General features: G+C 41.4%; 13 protein-coding genes. 10 read left to right on the forward strand and 3 right to left on the reverse strand.

What is annotated here, in order from left to right; all coding sequences use genetic code 11:
- The 4 genes from F7B60_06310 to F7B60_06325 form a co-directional block, all read left to right on the forward strand.
- Window positions 1-2,658 (forward strand): hypothetical protein (locus tag F7B60_06310; protein ID MCE4615121.1); only part of this gene is annotated, 2,658 nt, incomplete at its 5' end.
- Window positions 2,630-4,411, forward strand: coding sequence for a type II secretion system F family protein (locus F7B60_06315; protein MCE4615122.1), 1,782 nt, complete (start codon window positions 2,630-2,632; stop codon window positions 4,409-4,411). The genes F7B60_06310 and F7B60_06315, both read left to right, overlap by 29 nt.
- Before the next feature lie 11 nt (window positions 4,412-4,422).
- Entirely contained in the window at window positions 4,423-5,025 is a 603-nt protein-coding gene (locus F7B60_06320; protein ID MCE4615123.1) for a hypothetical protein, read from the forward strand.
- A 5-nt stretch (window positions 5,026-5,030) separates the two neighbouring features.
- Complete coding sequence (locus F7B60_06325; GenBank protein ID MCE4615124.1) at window positions 5,031-6,692, forward strand: hypothetical protein; 1,662 nt, start codon at window positions 5,031-5,033, stop codon at window positions 6,690-6,692.
- 307 nt (window positions 6,693-6,999) lie between these two features.
- Here F7B60_06325 and F7B60_06330 read toward each other — a convergent pair whose 3' ends face one another.
- Window positions 7,000-8,088, reverse strand: coding sequence for a hypothetical protein (locus F7B60_06330; GenBank protein MCE4615125.1), 1,089 nt, complete (start codon window positions 8,086-8,088; stop codon window positions 7,000-7,002).
- 61 nt (window positions 8,089-8,149) lie between these two features.
- Here F7B60_06330 and F7B60_06335 point away from each other — a divergent pair, with 61 nt between their 5' ends.
- Window positions 8,150-8,290 carry a hypothetical protein gene (locus tag F7B60_06335; GenBank protein ID MCE4615126.1) on the forward strand — a complete coding sequence of 47 codons (141 nt, stop codon included), beginning with the start codon at window positions 8,150-8,152 and terminating at the stop codon, window positions 8,288-8,290.
- Window positions 8,291-8,448: 158 nt separating this feature from the next.
- Here F7B60_06335 and F7B60_06340 read toward each other — a convergent pair whose 3' ends face one another.
- Window positions 8,449-10,203: an AMP-binding protein gene (locus tag F7B60_06340; protein ID MCE4615127.1), complete on the reverse strand. Its 1,755-nt coding sequence runs from the start codon at window positions 10,201-10,203 to the stop codon at window positions 8,449-8,451.
- Between the two features lie 121 nt (window positions 10,204-10,324).
- Between F7B60_06340 and F7B60_06345 the strand changes: the two genes are divergently transcribed.
- A complete protein-coding gene (locus tag F7B60_06345; GenBank protein ID MCE4615128.1) occupies window positions 10,325-10,789 on the forward strand; it encodes a peroxiredoxin in 465 nt (154 codons plus the stop codon).
- 7 nt (window positions 10,790-10,796) lie between these two features.
- Here F7B60_06345 and F7B60_06350 read toward each other — a convergent pair whose 3' ends face one another.
- Window positions 10,797-11,111, reverse strand: coding sequence for a thiamine-binding protein (locus F7B60_06350; GenBank protein MCE4615129.1), 315 nt, complete (start codon window positions 11,109-11,111; stop codon window positions 10,797-10,799).
- 179 nt (window positions 11,112-11,290) lie between these two features.
- Between F7B60_06350 and nrfD the strand changes: the two genes are divergently transcribed.
- From nrfD to F7B60_06370, 4 genes are all read left to right on the forward strand, one after another.
- Window positions 11,291-12,508 carry a polysulfide reductase NrfD gene (gene nrfD, locus F7B60_06355; protein ID MCE4615130.1) on the forward strand — a complete coding sequence of 406 codons (1,218 nt, stop codon included), beginning with the start codon at window positions 11,291-11,293 and terminating at the stop codon, window positions 12,506-12,508.
- A 22-nt stretch (window positions 12,509-12,530) separates the two neighbouring features.
- Window positions 12,531-15,314, forward strand: a complete 2,784-nt coding sequence (locus F7B60_06360; GenBank protein MCE4615131.1) for a molybdopterin-dependent oxidoreductase — start codon at window positions 12,531-12,533, stop codon at window positions 15,312-15,314.
- 14 nt (window positions 15,315-15,328) lie between these two features.
- Window positions 15,329-16,123, forward strand: coding sequence for a 4Fe-4S dicluster domain-containing protein (locus tag F7B60_06365; protein ID MCE4615132.1), 795 nt, complete (start codon window positions 15,329-15,331; stop codon window positions 16,121-16,123).
- 101 nt (window positions 16,124-16,224) lie between these two features.
- Window positions 16,225-16,899: a molecular chaperone TorD family protein gene (locus F7B60_06370; GenBank protein MCE4615133.1), complete on the forward strand. Its 675-nt coding sequence runs from the start codon at window positions 16,225-16,227 to the stop codon at window positions 16,897-16,899.
- Window positions 16,900-16,909: the final 10 nt, after the last annotated feature.

The following is a 16,909-nucleotide window of genomic DNA, read 5'->3' on the forward strand; positions in this document are numbered from 1 at the left end:
GGAATTATGGGGAGTGACCTCGTCTTTATTCGGGGTGTGGAGATCTATAAGTCTATTCCTCTGGTTGGGAGTGAGGGTTATGTTGAGTGTTACCCGGCTAATAATCCCACGCAAGTTATAGCATATACTAAAGCTGGTGATGTTTTGATTGCTGATAGTCAGGGCAATGTTCTTTATAGAACCTTGGTGGGATTTGGAACACTGAGTAAGGCATATTATTCTGGTGGAATTGTTTATATGCTAATCAATACACCGAGAGGCAAGGAGCTTTATGCGTACGATATTGATACTCGGTCTTGGGGTTATATATCGACTATAGATCAGAATATAACTAATGCGAATAGATTGTTACTGGGAAGTGTTATAGATATGGTGCCTAATACTAATGGAATTACACTGCTTTATGATCCTATTCTTCCACCAACAGTAAATGACTACACTACTATACCGTTGGTTATTGTGGATAGCAAAGGAAAACCAGTTAATAATGCTGAGATCCTCATTTATTTTAAGGACTACGACTTCTCTTTCCAGACGCGTATATCCGGGTCAGGAGAGATATATGTACCTTTACCTATCAGCGAAATGGATATTTTTGTCCAGTTTAATGAAACATGGTACTTGTATATATTCAATTCTACAAATATTAAGCAGACAGGTCTGGTAATAACAGTTCCAGGTAAAAACATGGTGCCACCGCCCACAGGTCTAGCGAGGCATTACGCGGTGGTGATTCAAGGATTTACTGTCACTTATGTAAAACCTATTGGGCCGGCCTCCTATATAGTGAGTTCTACAGGCTCGGAAATCGTTGTATACGACTCTACTCATTCAACCCTCATGTTTATAGATATGGTTACAGGGCGTTCAATGGGTATAGGTCTTGATTCCCCGCCCATTAGTGCATCACTGTATAATGGGATCCTCGGTGTATTGACTTCCTCCGGGACATTATACATTTTCGATATTGGCTTTCAGAAACTTCTAACAACCATGTCGTTTCCCGGAGGAAGGTTTGTTGGTGTAAGTAAGGACTATGTTTTTGTGCAAACACCTACCTCTGTACACACGGTTTCAATTAAGAGCTTGAAAGACATCTTTATCTATGAAACAGCTGGTCTACCTGTCTCATCAGAGTATCTTTATGTTTCACCATATGACACGTTCATGTTCTCAACAAGTGACTCCACATTAATAGTTTCGGGACTACGCGCGGAAGAACCTTTCCCTATTAAAAGCTATATTCCGTACAAAGTCAATTTGACGGTCATAGATCCGTGGAGCCACAAAGTAGGCGACGCGAGGGTATTCGTAGATGGCGTCTATGCTGGTAGAACATCTAGTCATGGAACCATCGAGTTCTCATTGAACACAGGTTCCCATACTGTGTTGGTTGTTCCACCTCCTGATTATTCAAATGTTACGCAAACACAGACAATATTAAATGTGACGGGAAACATGGTGGAAACCATTGTTCTCAATAGAACGATTTATCAGTTATCTTTGCTAGTAAGGGATCCTCAATCGGTGCTCCTCAAGGATCCAGTTGTTCTCACGGTCAAATCCGGTAATGCTACTATTTTATCGGAAATCCTGAGGAAAAGCTCTATTGTGGTAGCTTGGGTTAAACCAGGTACTTATACTGTAAGCTTGGTTGATTCTGAGCTTGTGCCGTATTATAAGGACATTGCATTCGCAATAAATGTAGGAAGCGATACAGCAACCAATCTAACACTTGAATACGTGTTGTATCCCTTGAAGTTAGAAGTTATTGACACGAGTACAGGCGAGCCTATCAACTCGACGGTAATGGTTTGTACTAGTGGAGGATGCTCGACCAATACAACTGTATACTTATCTAAGGGTAAACATAGTTTGCAGGTAGAGCCGCTTGTTTATTATAATGGTGTTAAACTCTATAAGAAGACTACTGTTATTGTTAACGTTCCGGAAGAGAAAGTGGTTAATGTTAAGGCAGAACGTCAATACTATATTGTTAACCTGGTTTTATTGGATGATGTTACAAAACAATCGATTGGAAGCCCGGTTACAATTGAGGTTGGTGGGATTAAATATAAGCAGGTGAAGAATTTATCGCTTATACTTCCTGCAGGTAGGAACATAGTATCGATTAGCGGTAACCAGCTCTATAATAGTATTAAGAAGGAAATCAATATTGATAGAGATGGGAATATCAATATTACTGTTCCCAGGAAAACTAAAAGCATTCTAATAAAGGTTTCATCCGTTATCGGCAATGTTAGGAATGGAGTTCTACTCATAAGGTCAATATCCGGCATATACAAAGCTATGCCTGTTCCTCCTAGTGGAGAGGTTACTTTGACCCTTCCCGTTGACTGGTATACTGTTAAGTTTGAAAGTAACCTATACTCTACGGAGACTATTTCATTTGACCTGGCAAACGAAAATAATGTTATCTTACTTACTAAACCAACATTGAAAGGATTGTTCGTATTGTATTCTAACTTGATTTTTGCTGGTGTCGGAGTTATCGCTGCTTTAGGGATTCTTTACTGGATGTCTAAGAAGACTGTCGAGCGGGTGAGGAGTATAAAGGAGATTTCAGAGCTCCTTGGCGAGGAGTATAAGGAAGAAGAGGGGGAGGAAAGTGAAGCTAGCACTGAGGAGGAAAAATAGGAAATCTAAAACCAGGAAAGGAAGGCGTATGGGTTTCTTATCTATCATAGACATTATTAGTGTAGCCGTTTTCGGCGGTATAGCACTTAAAATTGTTGAGAGTTTACAGCTTGATAGGAAGGCTATTGAGGGTAATATGAGGGTTCATCCGGTCTATTTGATAGCGAAGTATTTTTACTATACGTTTATTGCCGGTGTCTATGCAGTATTCGCTATTATTTATTTGTACCCGGTTATACCTTCGCCCTTCAATTTCATTACAGCTATATCTATTTTCTTAGTAATAGGAATGTTGCCTCTTGTGCCTGTTGTGAAAATATATAATGCTGTTGAGGAGAACAAGAGTAACATTTCCCGGGAACTACCGTATTTTATGTTTCATATGGCTGTACTGGCGAGGACCCGTTTATCCTTAGAGGACTTCTTGAATAGGATGAGCATCTCAACAGTATATCCTACTGTGGCCTCTTACATGAAGAGAATAACAGCTATATCAAAAACGCTTGGGTTCGATCTTCTGCATGCAATAGAGGAAGTAGGGTTGTCTATTCCCCATAAAGCTCTCAGCAGTACACTGACCGGGTTCGCTAATGTATTGAGAACTAGGGGAAATGTTACTGATTTTCTTGAGAGAGCTATGGATCTAACTATGGAGGATCAGAGGAAGTATCTTGAACAATTGAAAGGTTCTGTTTCTATGATGGCAATGATGTATAGCGTTGTTATGATCTCAATTTTATTCCTTAATATTCTCCAAGTAACATCTGCTACAGGTAAACTAGCTCTTTCACTTCCCGTTTATGCGTTAACTTCTATTGTTTTAATACCCATGCTCTCATTTGCTATATTCTGGATGATATATCTTAAAGTGCCGAGAATGGAGGCTCCTAGTCGGTATCCACTATACATGTTTATAGCTTGGCTACCAATAGGCTTGATAGTAGGGTACGTGCTAGCTGATATGCTTAACGGATCTACTATTTTCTACAATGAGGTTGGGTTATCTATAGGCCTTGCCGTACCTTGTTTTGCAGCGTCTAGAGCTTATAGCAAACAAAATAAGGGTGAAGAGGCGTTAATGAGGAAGTTCACTGATTTCCTTCATAACATAGCTTCGGAGAGAAGGCTTGGTGTTCCTTTAGAGCAGATTCTTTTGAATATGGAACCTATCTATGGACCTCTAAATTCTGCCCTCAGGATTCTGAAGATGGGGATTCGTACTGGCATGCCTATGAGGCTGTCTATCGCCCTCGCGTTTTCTCAGTTACGGTCCAAGGTTGTTAGGTTTATGGCTGTTCTTTTAAGCGACGCCATAGTGTTGGGTTCTGCTACTGAAGAGACTTTTAATTTCATGGAGAGGATGGTAAGGGAGTTAATAGATGTTATTGATTCTATGAGAAGTGAGTTGAGGTCAATAAGTTTGACTCCTTATGTTATTATTATAGTTGAAGTTGTGGGGATAGCTTTCTTCATAACGACTAACCCTGTTGCAGTGGTGAACACCGGGATACATGGTGGTGGAGCCGGGGGATTATTTGGATCCCAGTCAACTTATAATGCAGCAAACTTGGCGACTGTGTCTCACTACTTCGCGTATGGTACGATATTAACATCTTTCGTTGGGGCATTCATTATTGGACTTCTTAGGAGGCAGAATGTTTGGGCTGGGTTCTTTCATGCCGGTATTATACTGACAATTATAGCTATAACTCTTGCTTTAACAAATAAAATAGGGATCTATCATCCAGTATGAGGGGATAAGGAGTGCTGAGACGTATGAAAGCGATGTCTACTATTATTGGCGAGGTTATCTTAGTGTCGTTCGCATTTGCAATTTCACTGGCATACCTAGGATATGTTAATTCGGCTTTCACGCAGCAGACTAGTAATGTGCCACCGAATATAGTAGCGGAGGCGCAGAAGAATATCCTTCAAGTGCTAGAGTTTGACCATACCAATCAAAGCTTGGAGTTCACTGTTAACATGGTTTTCAACGTTAAGATCAGGACACTCATAACCATAATAGGGTTTGATAGCAATGATATCCCTGTTCCTATAACAATAGATGAAGCTAATAGTTTTAGCGGGTCAAGCGTGTTGTACCCTAATACTACTCTCTCAATATTGAAGCTGGATCCAGCTAAGGTGATCATATTGCAAAACGGTAAGTATTATAAGCTAAGTGACTTCGGGGTTTCCGGAGATGTTTACGCTGTAGAAATGCCGTATAATCCTCCTCTAACACATATTAAGGCTACTATTAATAATCCATCTATTATGAAGGCGAGAATAATATCTCTGACACAGGTGGATACTAGGTTTTATGAATATGAATCCATTGAAACTAGCCTATCCACGTCAGGGTGATGGTGTTGAAGAAAAATAATCGTCTCAGGGTTAGAAGGAGTATTTCATCTTTAATAGTAGCGGTTATCCTATTACCTGTCGTGTTCGGTGTATTAGCATATTCCGTGTATAATCTGAGAACACAATATGTTACTTATTCCAATTTACTCGCAAACCAAGAATACCGTGCGTTATCACATGCAGAGTCAATTGATGGTGTCATTAAGACCTCTGCAAACCTTATAAACCTCAAAATGAAGAACTCTGGCCTGAGCACTTCTATCGTCAAGTATATTGTTGTGAAAGCTAACTTCACTACTGGCAGTAATATATTGTTCGTCATTAATTTAACGAGTACTACGTTTAGCGTTGCTGATCCTATAAAACAAATAAACGTGACTGGTACAATACAGCAAGGTAAAGGCCTAGTCCTACCTCCTGGAGCTGAATCTAGAATTGAAATACAATTAAACTACGATTTAGAAAGTGCGGAGGCTGGGGGCGTGACGCAATATGGTACATATATTCAGTTCAAACCCCCTGTTAGCACTGCAGCGTCTTCCCTTTCTACAACACTTATCATGTTCACAGTTCCCTCACTTACAGATCTACAAACTAGATCTGATGTACAAGTAGTCAACTCTTCAGAAGTCCTTGCACCGGGATCACCTGAGGATCCTGGTTATGGAATGACTGTTGCCTCGTCTGATTCCGGTTTATGGTGCTTATATAAAGAGTATAAGGATGCGGATGTTGTGGGAACTGTAAGTTATACTGTCGCAGCTGTAGGATTTAGTGGAGGCTGGTCGCTTACGAGAGAAGGCCCACCAATGTATTCTATATTGTTTTCAACAGATTATTTATATAACAGCAACTTAGTCATCAAAAACTCTACCAGTGTAACCGATCTCAGTTCACTTCTAGATAAATACGTTGCCGTTAGAGTCATATCATACGAGTACACCGGGTATATATCTATAAACGGCAGCGATAATACGAACAACCCTGCAAATGTTGTTGGTATAAAACTATACGGTCAAGATCAGAATCCTGGGGATAAGCTTCAACTAAATGGTACTGCAAACAATGTATATGTATATGTCAGAGAAAGTAGCTGTGGGTCATCTGGCAATGTTTCATACACTCCATATTTGGTTCTCGGTGATTTTGACAACAATGGGTATACAGAACTTTTATTCATCACAGAAGATGGCTACTACAGCTATTATGGCTATGATGGTGATACTTGGAACAACTTGGATTTAAATGACTATAGTAAAATACCTCTAACACTCCTGTTCACAGGATACCCTATCGACAGTAATAAATATGTAGCTGTCGAGATTACTGTTAGATATTATTTCCATGATAATATAGGAGGAGATGAGCAAGCCAATAATTATGATAGCTGGATACTAAATATCGGGTTATATGACCCGGAGAATAAAACACTCTCATCCTACTATACTCTAAGATATCAGTATTTGACTAAACTAGAAGACACATATCCTCCATCTTGGAACTACCAGATAGATACTATCCAACTTCTAGTACCGCAGACCGGTAAGACCTACTATGTAGCACTACAGTTCAGGGATCCATTCCCAGCGCAACAATATGATGATATGGGGGATATCATGGTAGGAATAGAATATTTATCGATAGTCCTAATGCAACAACCATCATAAACAATTTTATTAACATAATTATTAACCTTCATAATCAACAGCAATCCACAATATAGATAAAATTAAAAGATACTACTGGCTTAACTATCAAGCGAATAAAACCTATAATACTGAAATAACGAACTGTTCCATTCCACTAGAAAAGAAAACGGCATTATTACACCCGCAAATACCAAATAAAATCAAAAGTAAACATAAATCAGAGTTAATGAAAATAATATCATGCCGAATGTAAAAACACTTGATTTCAAGTCCGAAACTACAATAGAATTATAAGTATGCCCACATGAGAAACTGATAATGAATACTAAGACCTCCTCTCCAGTAATCCCATCTTCCTAAATACCCTATAAACATCTACTGGCTCTGGAACCCATTCCTCTTTAAACGGGTCATAGTACTCGAAAGGAAGAGGGTAAACCCATCCTTTTGTAGGGATATCAAGGTTAACATCCCTACACTCGTTCAACTCATTCATGACAACTTCAAGAGCTTTTTTAGGAATTAGGCCAGAAGCAATAACTTCACCTTCAGTAAGAATCATCCTAGGAGAAGACAAATAGGAAGCCAAGATGCCATAAACTACGGGAGCACAGACTCGAGGAAGCTGAAGGAAAAAACTTACATGATCAAAATACCTATTGATGGGTAGCATAACTCGGCCAACAACTTTATGAGCTGATAAGACTTGATACCTTTTGAGGATAAACCGATAACGAAGCTTCCTACGTAGAAACGACTTCTTATCACCAATAGATAACATTATATCACCGATAAACCTTGACTCTAAAATGTTAGAAATATTAGCTATATCCCGTAGCCTGCTAAACGGATTGTTATCCAGGACACTCATAATTACAAAATCCAACAAATGTGATCTCTCTATTTGAGGGGGATTTAAAACGTTATAGTAATTTCTTTTGTTGCAATCTAAATCTCCATATTTACAGCAATTAAATATAGGAATAGACCTACCTATTTTAGCTTCTTTATAAACGTCACCGTATAGAATTTCAGTTAGAATATCTTGTATAAAGTCAGCTGGAATATAGTAGGAAACAATTGCCCTTCCAGACATCAATATAACTACACTTGAAATGAAAGAACTTGCTGGAAGGAAATCTAGGCCTTTTTTTGCTTTTTTTGTAGAAATATAATCCATGACTTTTCTCACTATATTTTTATCAGTTATTTTTGCGACAAGAAGAACTAATTCAAATATCCTCAGGTCTCTTATATGATGTGCAAAGAATTTATTTTCAAGTCTCTTTATGTTCTTATAGACCGCCACCCTAGATATTCCGGGAGCCTCTTCTTTTCGGAAGTCATGGCATGTGAGCCAGGTTATAAAATCAGTTAGATTTGTTAACGTATTCAAGTCTTTTCGGTTTAACAACATTGATTCGTAAGCACCTCACATATTCTAATAAATGAAACCAACATAAAGGTGGTCAAACTTGAAAATAGGAGAAAAACTATCCATGCTACTATCAGATCCACAGGCTCTAACGATACTGGTTTTTGCGTTAGTTATAGCCGCTAAGACTGGCATGCTACTTGGCGGTGGATACCAAACAGATGGTGACGTTATAGGATAACCTTTTCTCTTTTTATCATTCATTTCTTATCTTAAACCCCCGTTTTTACTAATCCTAATTCTTGGGATGGATTGTCGAGTGCTCATATTTACGGCTCTATTGTATTTAAGCTGTGTAAAATAGTGTTGGTAGAGGAGAGATAAAAAAACATGTATTATTTATTGTTTGAAGTCCTCTTCGAAGTATTCGTATTGTCCTCTTTCTCCTTTTTCTCTTCTCTGGCGTTCGAGTGCTCTTAGCTCTACTCTCCTTATTTTACCACTAATCGTTTTAGGCAGTTCATCCACGAATTCTATTATCCTAGGCCTCTTGTAGGGTGCCATATTCTGCTTTGACCACTGGAATATGTCTTTGGCTAGGTCCGGTGACGGTTGCATTCCCGGCTTCAGTTTTAGGAATGCCTTGGGTATTGTCCATTTTATCGGGTGGGGTGATGAGACTACTGCTACTTCTGCAACTGCTGGGTGTTTTATTAGGTCGCTTTCGACTTCGAATGGGCTTATTCTATAGTCGCTGCTCTTAAATACGTCGTCTGCTCTGCCTACAAAGTATAGGTAACCGTCTTTCCCTAGGTATGCTACGTCTCCCGTCCAGTAGAGCCCTTGCCGGAATACCTCCTTGTTCTTCTCAGGCGAATCATATGATCTTAGTAATCCGTAGGGTTTCTCTGGTTCTATTTTTATCGTTATCTGACCGTCATAGCCTGGTTGAACAGGGTTGCCATCTACGTCTGTGAGGACTATATGGTATCCTGGTGCTGGTTTACCCATGCTTCCGGGTTTTACTTCTATTCCAGGGAAGTATCCTATTTGTAGAGTTGTCTCCGTTTGGCCGTATCCTTCTCTCACCGTTATATCCATATCCTCTCTTACTTTGTTTATTACCTTCGGGTTCAATGGTTCACCAGCGCTTACTGCCTCCTTCAGTTGGTCGAAGTTGAATTTCTTGAGGTCTTCGAGTATGAACATTCTCCAAACTGTAGGCGGTGCGCACAGCGTGTTCACACCGTATTCCGACGCGAATTTCAAGGCTCTAGATGCTGTGAACTTTGAGAAGCTGTATACCATGCTTGTCGCTGCACTGTCAAATGCTGTGAAGAATGTGCTCCATGCCCATTTAGCCCATCCTGGGCTGGATATATTGTAGTGCTTGTCTCCCCATTGCGCACTTACCCAATACGTGGTAGTGAGGTGCCCAACTGGGTAGCTCGTCTGGGTGTGGAATACCATTTTTGGCTTTGCTGTTGTACCGCTTGTGAAGTATATTAGAGCATCATCCTCCGCGTTTGTTAGTATTTTATTGAAATTGGGGTTTCCAGAGGATAAGAGGTCGGTGAATAGTCTCCAACCTGGTTTCTCCTCTTCACCTATGTATATGAATTCTCTTACCCCAAGCTTTGCCAGATCCTCTCTTAGGAAGTTCATTTTCTCGAAACCATTTGAGTCCGTCATAACCATTTTGACGGCGGCTCTCTTCACTCGGTCTTCTATATCACTATGGCTGAGTAGTACTGTTGCTGGAACTATCTTTATCCCAGTCTTCAGTAGGCCTAGGAATATTGTGAATAGCTCAGGTATATTACCTGTCATAACTAGTATTGAGTCACCAGGCTTATAGCCTGATTCTAGTAATGCAGTCGCCAGCTTATTCGAGTCCTCCCTTAAACCGTGGAATGTAAGGACTTTCTTATCGCCCGTGTCGAGCAGCTCATCGTCGACCCATATGACCGCTGGGTGAGTGGCTTTCTCAGCTAGGTATCCGTCGAAGTATTGTACCGCCCAGTTCCATCTCCCTAGTTTAGGCCATTTGAACTCTTTCGCCGCTATATCATATAATGGTTTGGATGTTAGAAAATCTCTTGCTTTTAGGAAGTTATTCAAGGATTCTTGAGGAGTAAGGGGTTCCTCACTCAAATTCAGTTCACCTCTAAACAGGATTTTGGGGGTTTACCTCTAGGTTGGTTTGTAATATATATTTATGTAACTTATCATATAAAAATTAACCATTATAATAGTAGGAATACTGGTGGGAAATATGCCTCCTCTGAAGCCGGGGGATAAGGCGCCTAGTTTCAGCGTATTATCGCATAAAGGTAGGGAGGTGTGCCTAGTGGATTTCCAGGGGAGAATAGTTGTACTCTATTTTTACCCTAGAGCCCTGACACCTGGTTGTAGCAGAGAGGCTGTGAGATTCGATGAATTATCCAAAGAGTTTGAGGAGTGTGGCGCTGTTATTATAGGTATATCCACGGACCCTCCTGAGAGGAATAGGAGGTTTGCAGAGAAATTGAATGTGACGCGGATAATATTCCTCAGTGACCCTGATGGGAGTATTGCCAGGGAATACGGCGTTTTGAAGGAAGGTACTAAGAAACCTAGTGCTCGCAGAGTAACTTTCGTACTTAATACTGATCTGACTGTTAGAGAGGTTTTGAAGAATGTTAAGCCAGCTGAAAGGCATGCTGATGAAGCTTTAAGAATTGTTAAGAGTATGTGTTAAAAACTACTTACGGGTGATCATCTAATTTTTCATATACTTTCCTAGGCATATCATCGATAACGAGAGGCTTATCTAGGCGTTCGTCTATTTTTATCTCAACTATGATCCTGTAGAGTTCTCCTGTTATTTCAACAGCCTCGACTGCGTCGGCGATAGTGTTTAAGGCGTCTCTGACTGTAGGTGCTTCGAACACTGTGGCGGTTGGAGTGACTTGGAACTTGTATCCCTTATCTTTTACGGTTTTCACTGCTTTTGCTATTAAGTGGCTGACGCTCGGTTTCCCTGTGATGGGGACTATGTAGAACATTGCTATTACAGGCATTCCATACGCCCATGCTTTTTTAGTTATTTTCTTTTTCTATATAATATTTTGTTTATTTTTAGTGAAAATAATATGAATTAACATAGTTTATTACCCTTTTTCTCGTAAACAGGAAGTTACTATTATATATTAGAATAAAGGTGTGTTTCTAAATGCAGAATTAACCTAGGTGATATAGCGTGAGTAAAGCAGCCCTCTATCTCTGGTTAATAATCCTGCTGATAATAATAGGAGCAACAATATCATATCTACCGGCATACTATCATAACATGGAGCCATGGCAATCCAAGGACGCTATTGCCTGGGGCGTAATGGTACCTACATACGCTTACTTCGCCTTAATAGCAACAGGGGCAAGCACTGTAAACAGCCTCTACACTGTTTTCGGCTATAAAGGCCCTAAGAACGTGTTTGAAAAAATCATTAAGCATGCGATATGGCTTTCACTCATTTCACTAATACCTGCATGGACGCCTATCCTCATAGACCTTGGTAGACTAGACCATTTCACAGCCATGCTGACAAGCTTCAACTACACGTCTAGAATCGCGTGGATGGGAGCATTATACGTTTTCTTCGCAATAATGGTTCTCATAGAACTCATACACCACATCCTGGAAGATGCGCATGAGCCTAGTAAACTAGAGAAAGCTGGAGCCCTTGGATTAACCATCAGCCTCATCACACTGCTAGCAGACTTACTGTTAGACGGTAACCTGGGAGCAGTATTCGGCTCCAGCACAGCAGTACCAGCCTGGAGTGGAGCATACGTCTCAGTGTTATTCGTGGTTATGGCGATATTCATGGGTGCAGCCTGGCTAACAATATACCTCCCCATACTCTATGCTTCCATGGGAAAGGAAGTGAATGGACTGAGAGAACTTATCGCGAAAACATATGGGAAAGTATTAATGATAGTGATACTGGCAGTAGGATTCATCATAGGCTGGGAGGCCATAACCTCTTATGACTACCCGCCAAGATGGGAGTATTTCCACGAAATATTCCATGGAAGCTTCTCCGGGTACTTCTGGTGGTTCTCTGTAGGATTAGGACTCGTCTTACCGTTCTTCCTAGCAGTCTGGGGTTACATTAGGAACAATATGGGGCCAACGTTTGTTGCTTCAATCATATCAGCCATAAGCGGATACATTTTCGTTTACACATTTGTTATAGCAGGGCAAATGGCTAGAATAACATTCAGCTACGGAGGATTAACAAATAACTTTAACCCATACCACGTCAGGTACTATCCCTACCAATTCGCACTCGATAGAGTAGAAGTGTACCTGGTAGCGTTTTCAGTCGCGTTATGGGCCTTCCTCGTGACTATCGGGGAAATGATCCTCCCATTAGAAAAGGGTGAGAAACCTAAACACTTATGGATATTTAAGTAAAGTAGGGTGAGGTGAGTTTGAGATGAGTGGAGGTATAACCAGAAGAGACTTCCTCAAGATCGCTGGGATAACGGGCTTACTAGTCGGTATCAGTGGAGTAAGCTATGAAACACTCAAGAAAGCAGATACTTTAAGTATGGAAGCTGCGAGTAAGCCGAAAATACAGTACAAGCCAGGGCATTGTGGAATGTGCCCACAAGGCTGTAGCATAATGACAAGAGTAGTGAATGGCAGGGCAGAGAGGATATTCGGTAATCCCTACGGGTTCGTCTTTAATAGGGGGACAGTATGTGCGAGAGGGAACATGGGTATATACCGCCTATACAATCCTGATAGGCTAATGAAACCTCTAATCAGAAGTGGAGGCGAGAGAGGGACCTGGCGGTTCAGAGATGCAGGCTGGAATGAGGCGTTTGACAAAGTAGTGAGTGCAGTGAAACCTATATACCAGAATATGATGCAGGAATATCAGAAAGTCTACCAGCAAACTGGAGACCAGTTCAAAGCTGCAGCAGCAATGGCTCAGAAAGACAAGGTTATATGGAGTGCAGGATGGTTCGGATGCGATATATATAGACCGCAAATATTCGCCTTATTAATAAGTCTAGGCTTCAGTAACGCGTTCAGCCAACCCATAGCAACGTGCTTCCTACCTAAAGTCCTAGGGTGGAGCAGTGTAGTAGGAGTAGGAGTACAGGGATCTATAATAATAGACTATGATAATGTGAAATACTTGTTGTCCATTAGGAGGAACCCGTTCGGGAGTATAAGCGTCAGCCATGCAAGCAGAGTAGGACAGGATCTCAGGAAGTTCAAGCTAGTAGTCGTCGATCCAAGGCTTAGTGAGGAAGCAGCAAGAGCGGATGAGTGGGTTCCCATTAAACCTGGGACTGACCTAGCATTCCTCCTCGGTTTAATGTATGTAATACTTGACGGAAAGCTTTACGACGAGGATTACCTGAGGGAATACAGTGACGCTTCAATGCTCGTAGATCCGGAGACGCTTGAACCATTAAACGTTGAATGGGTTCAGGGAAGGGAGCCCAATGAAAACATGCCATATCCGAGGCCGTGGAGTGTTAAATGCTTCAAAGTATATGACCTATTCACCAATAACGTAGTCTGTAATACTGAAGCGAAAATGCCAGCCCTAAGAGGAGAATATGATGTAGACGGTAAGAAATACGTGCCAGCTCTAGAAGCCCTGTATAGGCACCTTGATAAGAACGGGTATACCCCGGAGTGGGCTGAGAAAATAACAGGTATACCTGCTAAGAAGATAGAGGAAATAGCTGTCGAATTTGCTACAACGAAACCAGCGGCAATTGACACAGGATGGCATGGAACCAAGACTTATAATAGCTTCCAATCGTGGAGAGCTATGGGTATCCTTAACGCACTAGTAGGTAGCTACTGTAATAGGGGAGGCTTCCTAATTAGCGCTTCTGCCCTCGAGGATATTCAGAGTGATTTAAACCCGGCTGGAATGCCGGCGCCTGCGTGGAACCCGTTGAAATTCATGGGACCTCCGTGGAGCCCTATATGGCAGGTAATGAGTAACCAGGAGTTAAAGCTTAGTGACGGTAGTACTACCAAAGGAGTTCTCTTCAATCTTGGAAGGAGCTTTATGCCGTTGAAAGATCTTATAAAGAAGGAGCCTGGATGGGTGATACTCAATGTGGGTGCGAATATAGCTAGGACGACCATAGATGGTGATGACTGGTTTGAGAATACATTGAAGAGTAAAAATGTTAACCTAGTTATGAACTACGATGTACTTCCTACAGACACTTCTCTATACTCGGATGTAGTACTAAATGATTGCATATACCTAGAATCTTATGACCTTATTAGACCGGTGGAATTCGTACCATATGGGGCGCTATACACTGGTGTACCTGCAGTTGAGAACCCTGTAGGAAACTGTGTGCCTTTCACAGTATTCGCTGGATTATTCGCTAAAGAGCTAGGGAAAGCCAAAGAATATGGTACAGTGTTTGCTAGATTACTCGGATTACCTGAGAAACAGCAGAATGAAATGGCGGCATTATTCGAGTCCCTTGATAGAAGCTATCTTGGAGATAGTAAGAAAGGCATCGAGTTCCTAGCGAAAATCCAGGAGATTCAGGCTGAGGGTCTTGCTGCTAAGTTCGGGTTGTCAAAGAATGGGATTCTAGAGGATCTTAGAACTAAGGGATTCGTAGTATTCAAGGATAAGGAGGACGTTCTGAAGGAGAATATGGAAGTTCTGGAAAACCACAAGCTCTACACGGCAACAGGATTGTTAGAGATCTACAGTATAACGTTGCAGGTTGTAGCTAAGAACATTAAGGGTGAAATAAAGCCTGAATGGCATCCTCTAATAGACTGGGTGCCTCCTAGAGTTGAGCAGGTAAATGAAGAGTTGAATGGTAATGAATTCTACGTTATATACGGGAAAGTCCCTACAATGACTCATACGAGTACCGCTGATAACCCTCTTCTCGAGAGGCTAACTCGCGAGAACTATAGGAGGATATGGATTCATCCGAGTAGGGCAGCCTACTTGGGGGTTTCTGAAGGTGATATGGTAGAGGTATGCAGTGTCCTTGGAAAATGTTATAATACGAGAGTGCATGTAACGGAAAGAGTAAGGCCTGACACGGTATTCGTTCCATTCGCCTATGGCCTTGAAAGCCCTAGACTGAGGTTCGCTCCTGGACCTGATGAGACTGTGCCTTATAATAAGATTGTGCCACCCGAGATTGACCCTGTTACAGGGAGTGCGATCCTAGGTGACATAGTCGTGTCTATAAAGAAGGCTTGAGGAGGTGAGGTGAAATGACTAGATATGCTATGGTTATAGATATAGATAGATGTATGGGTTGTGGTGCTTGTGAGGCGGCATGTGTAGCTGAGAACCTTAATAGTGACGTGAGAGAGCTAGAGTTCCAGCCTAAACCAAGCTTTCTCTCAGGACTACTAGGTCTCCATACAGAGATGCCCCCGGCTGAGTATATTGTTGAGAAAGCTGCGGAAGAAAGCGAAGGCTTCTTAGATAGCAACCCGGAGAAAGCTAAAGAGAAAGCGAGAGAGCTGGTTGATAAACTCTGGTTAAGAACAGAGATATATGAAATAGAAGGCGGCAAGTTCCCTGAGCCGGGAATGATGCTGTATCACAGGATATGCCAGCACTGTGATAATGCCCCCTGTGTAACAGTATGCCCTACACACGCTAGCTTCCAGACGAAGGAAGGAATCGTATTAGTAGATCCAAACAAGTGTATATTATGTGGCGCCTGTATAACGGCATGTCCATATGCAGCTAGACAAGTTAATTTAATGACGAAAACTATAGACAAATGTACTTTCTGCTACCACCGTGTCGAGAAAGGATTACTACCGGCATGTGTAGAAACCTGTCCAGCTCATGTAAGAATATTCGGTGACCTAGACGACTCGAACAGCGAGGTCTACCAGATAGTGCAGAGGAACAATGCCATACCAGGTACCCCTCACGGTCCAGTGAGGCATACAGCAGCTAGAGTCTACTATGTGACATCAGGGCACTACAAGCCTAATGTCGAGGAAATACAGCAGGAGAAGCTGAAGGAAACCAAGGCTTGGGGAGACTAAGAACACTGCATCGAGTTTTTTCCATTACGAGTTTTTTACTCCTTTTTTGTATTAATTATATAAACACCCCCATTTGAGGCTATTCCTTATGGTGTTAAGTTTTGGAGAAGCTTCATGAAACGTATTCAAAGGCATATAGGCTGTTAAGCATGGCCTTCCTCCCCCCATCAACGTCTAAACCGTTACTAGAGTCACACACTAATGATATTATAGATGAGTTAATTGGTATAGAGCTGGAATTAGAGGGATGGCATCCTAAAATAAGTGAGGCATTGGGTAATGCTGAAATCTTTGTAGGAGAATTGAATGAATGTTTGGGAAACAGGGATTGCTGGGAAAAGTTTGCCATGGAATTCTCCTCCCTAACCGTTTCAGGGTTCAAACACGTTAAGTGCCCGCCCTTCGAAAGTATATATGTCGTAAAAGGAGGATACAAGATGATTGAGGTTCCCGCTGTTGCGGAAAGCCTAGATAGATATTATTCGATGCTAGGTCTTGAGGCTGATAAACAGAAAGCCTTCGGCTCTGACCATATTAGCGTTGAACTTGAGTTCCTAGCTGCACTACATGATGCTGAAGCCCTAGCTTTGAAAGGCTCGTTGAGCGATGTTAACCCTATAGATATAAGCGAGCTTAGAAACGCTTTCCTTGAGGACCATCTTTTAAAATGGGTTACTGAACTAGGCTCATGCCTCAGAGAACACGGTAGAAACAGCCTTATTGTAAAAACAGTTGATACAGTTGAATCCCTATTGTTTTCCGAGAGATATTTGTGAGTACTATATT

It is taken from the genome of Candidatus Tiamatella incendiivivens (genome assembly GCA_015522635.1).
GTDB lineage: Archaea > Thermoproteota > Thermoprotei_A > Sulfolobales > Acidilobaceae > Tiamatella > Tiamatella incendiivivens.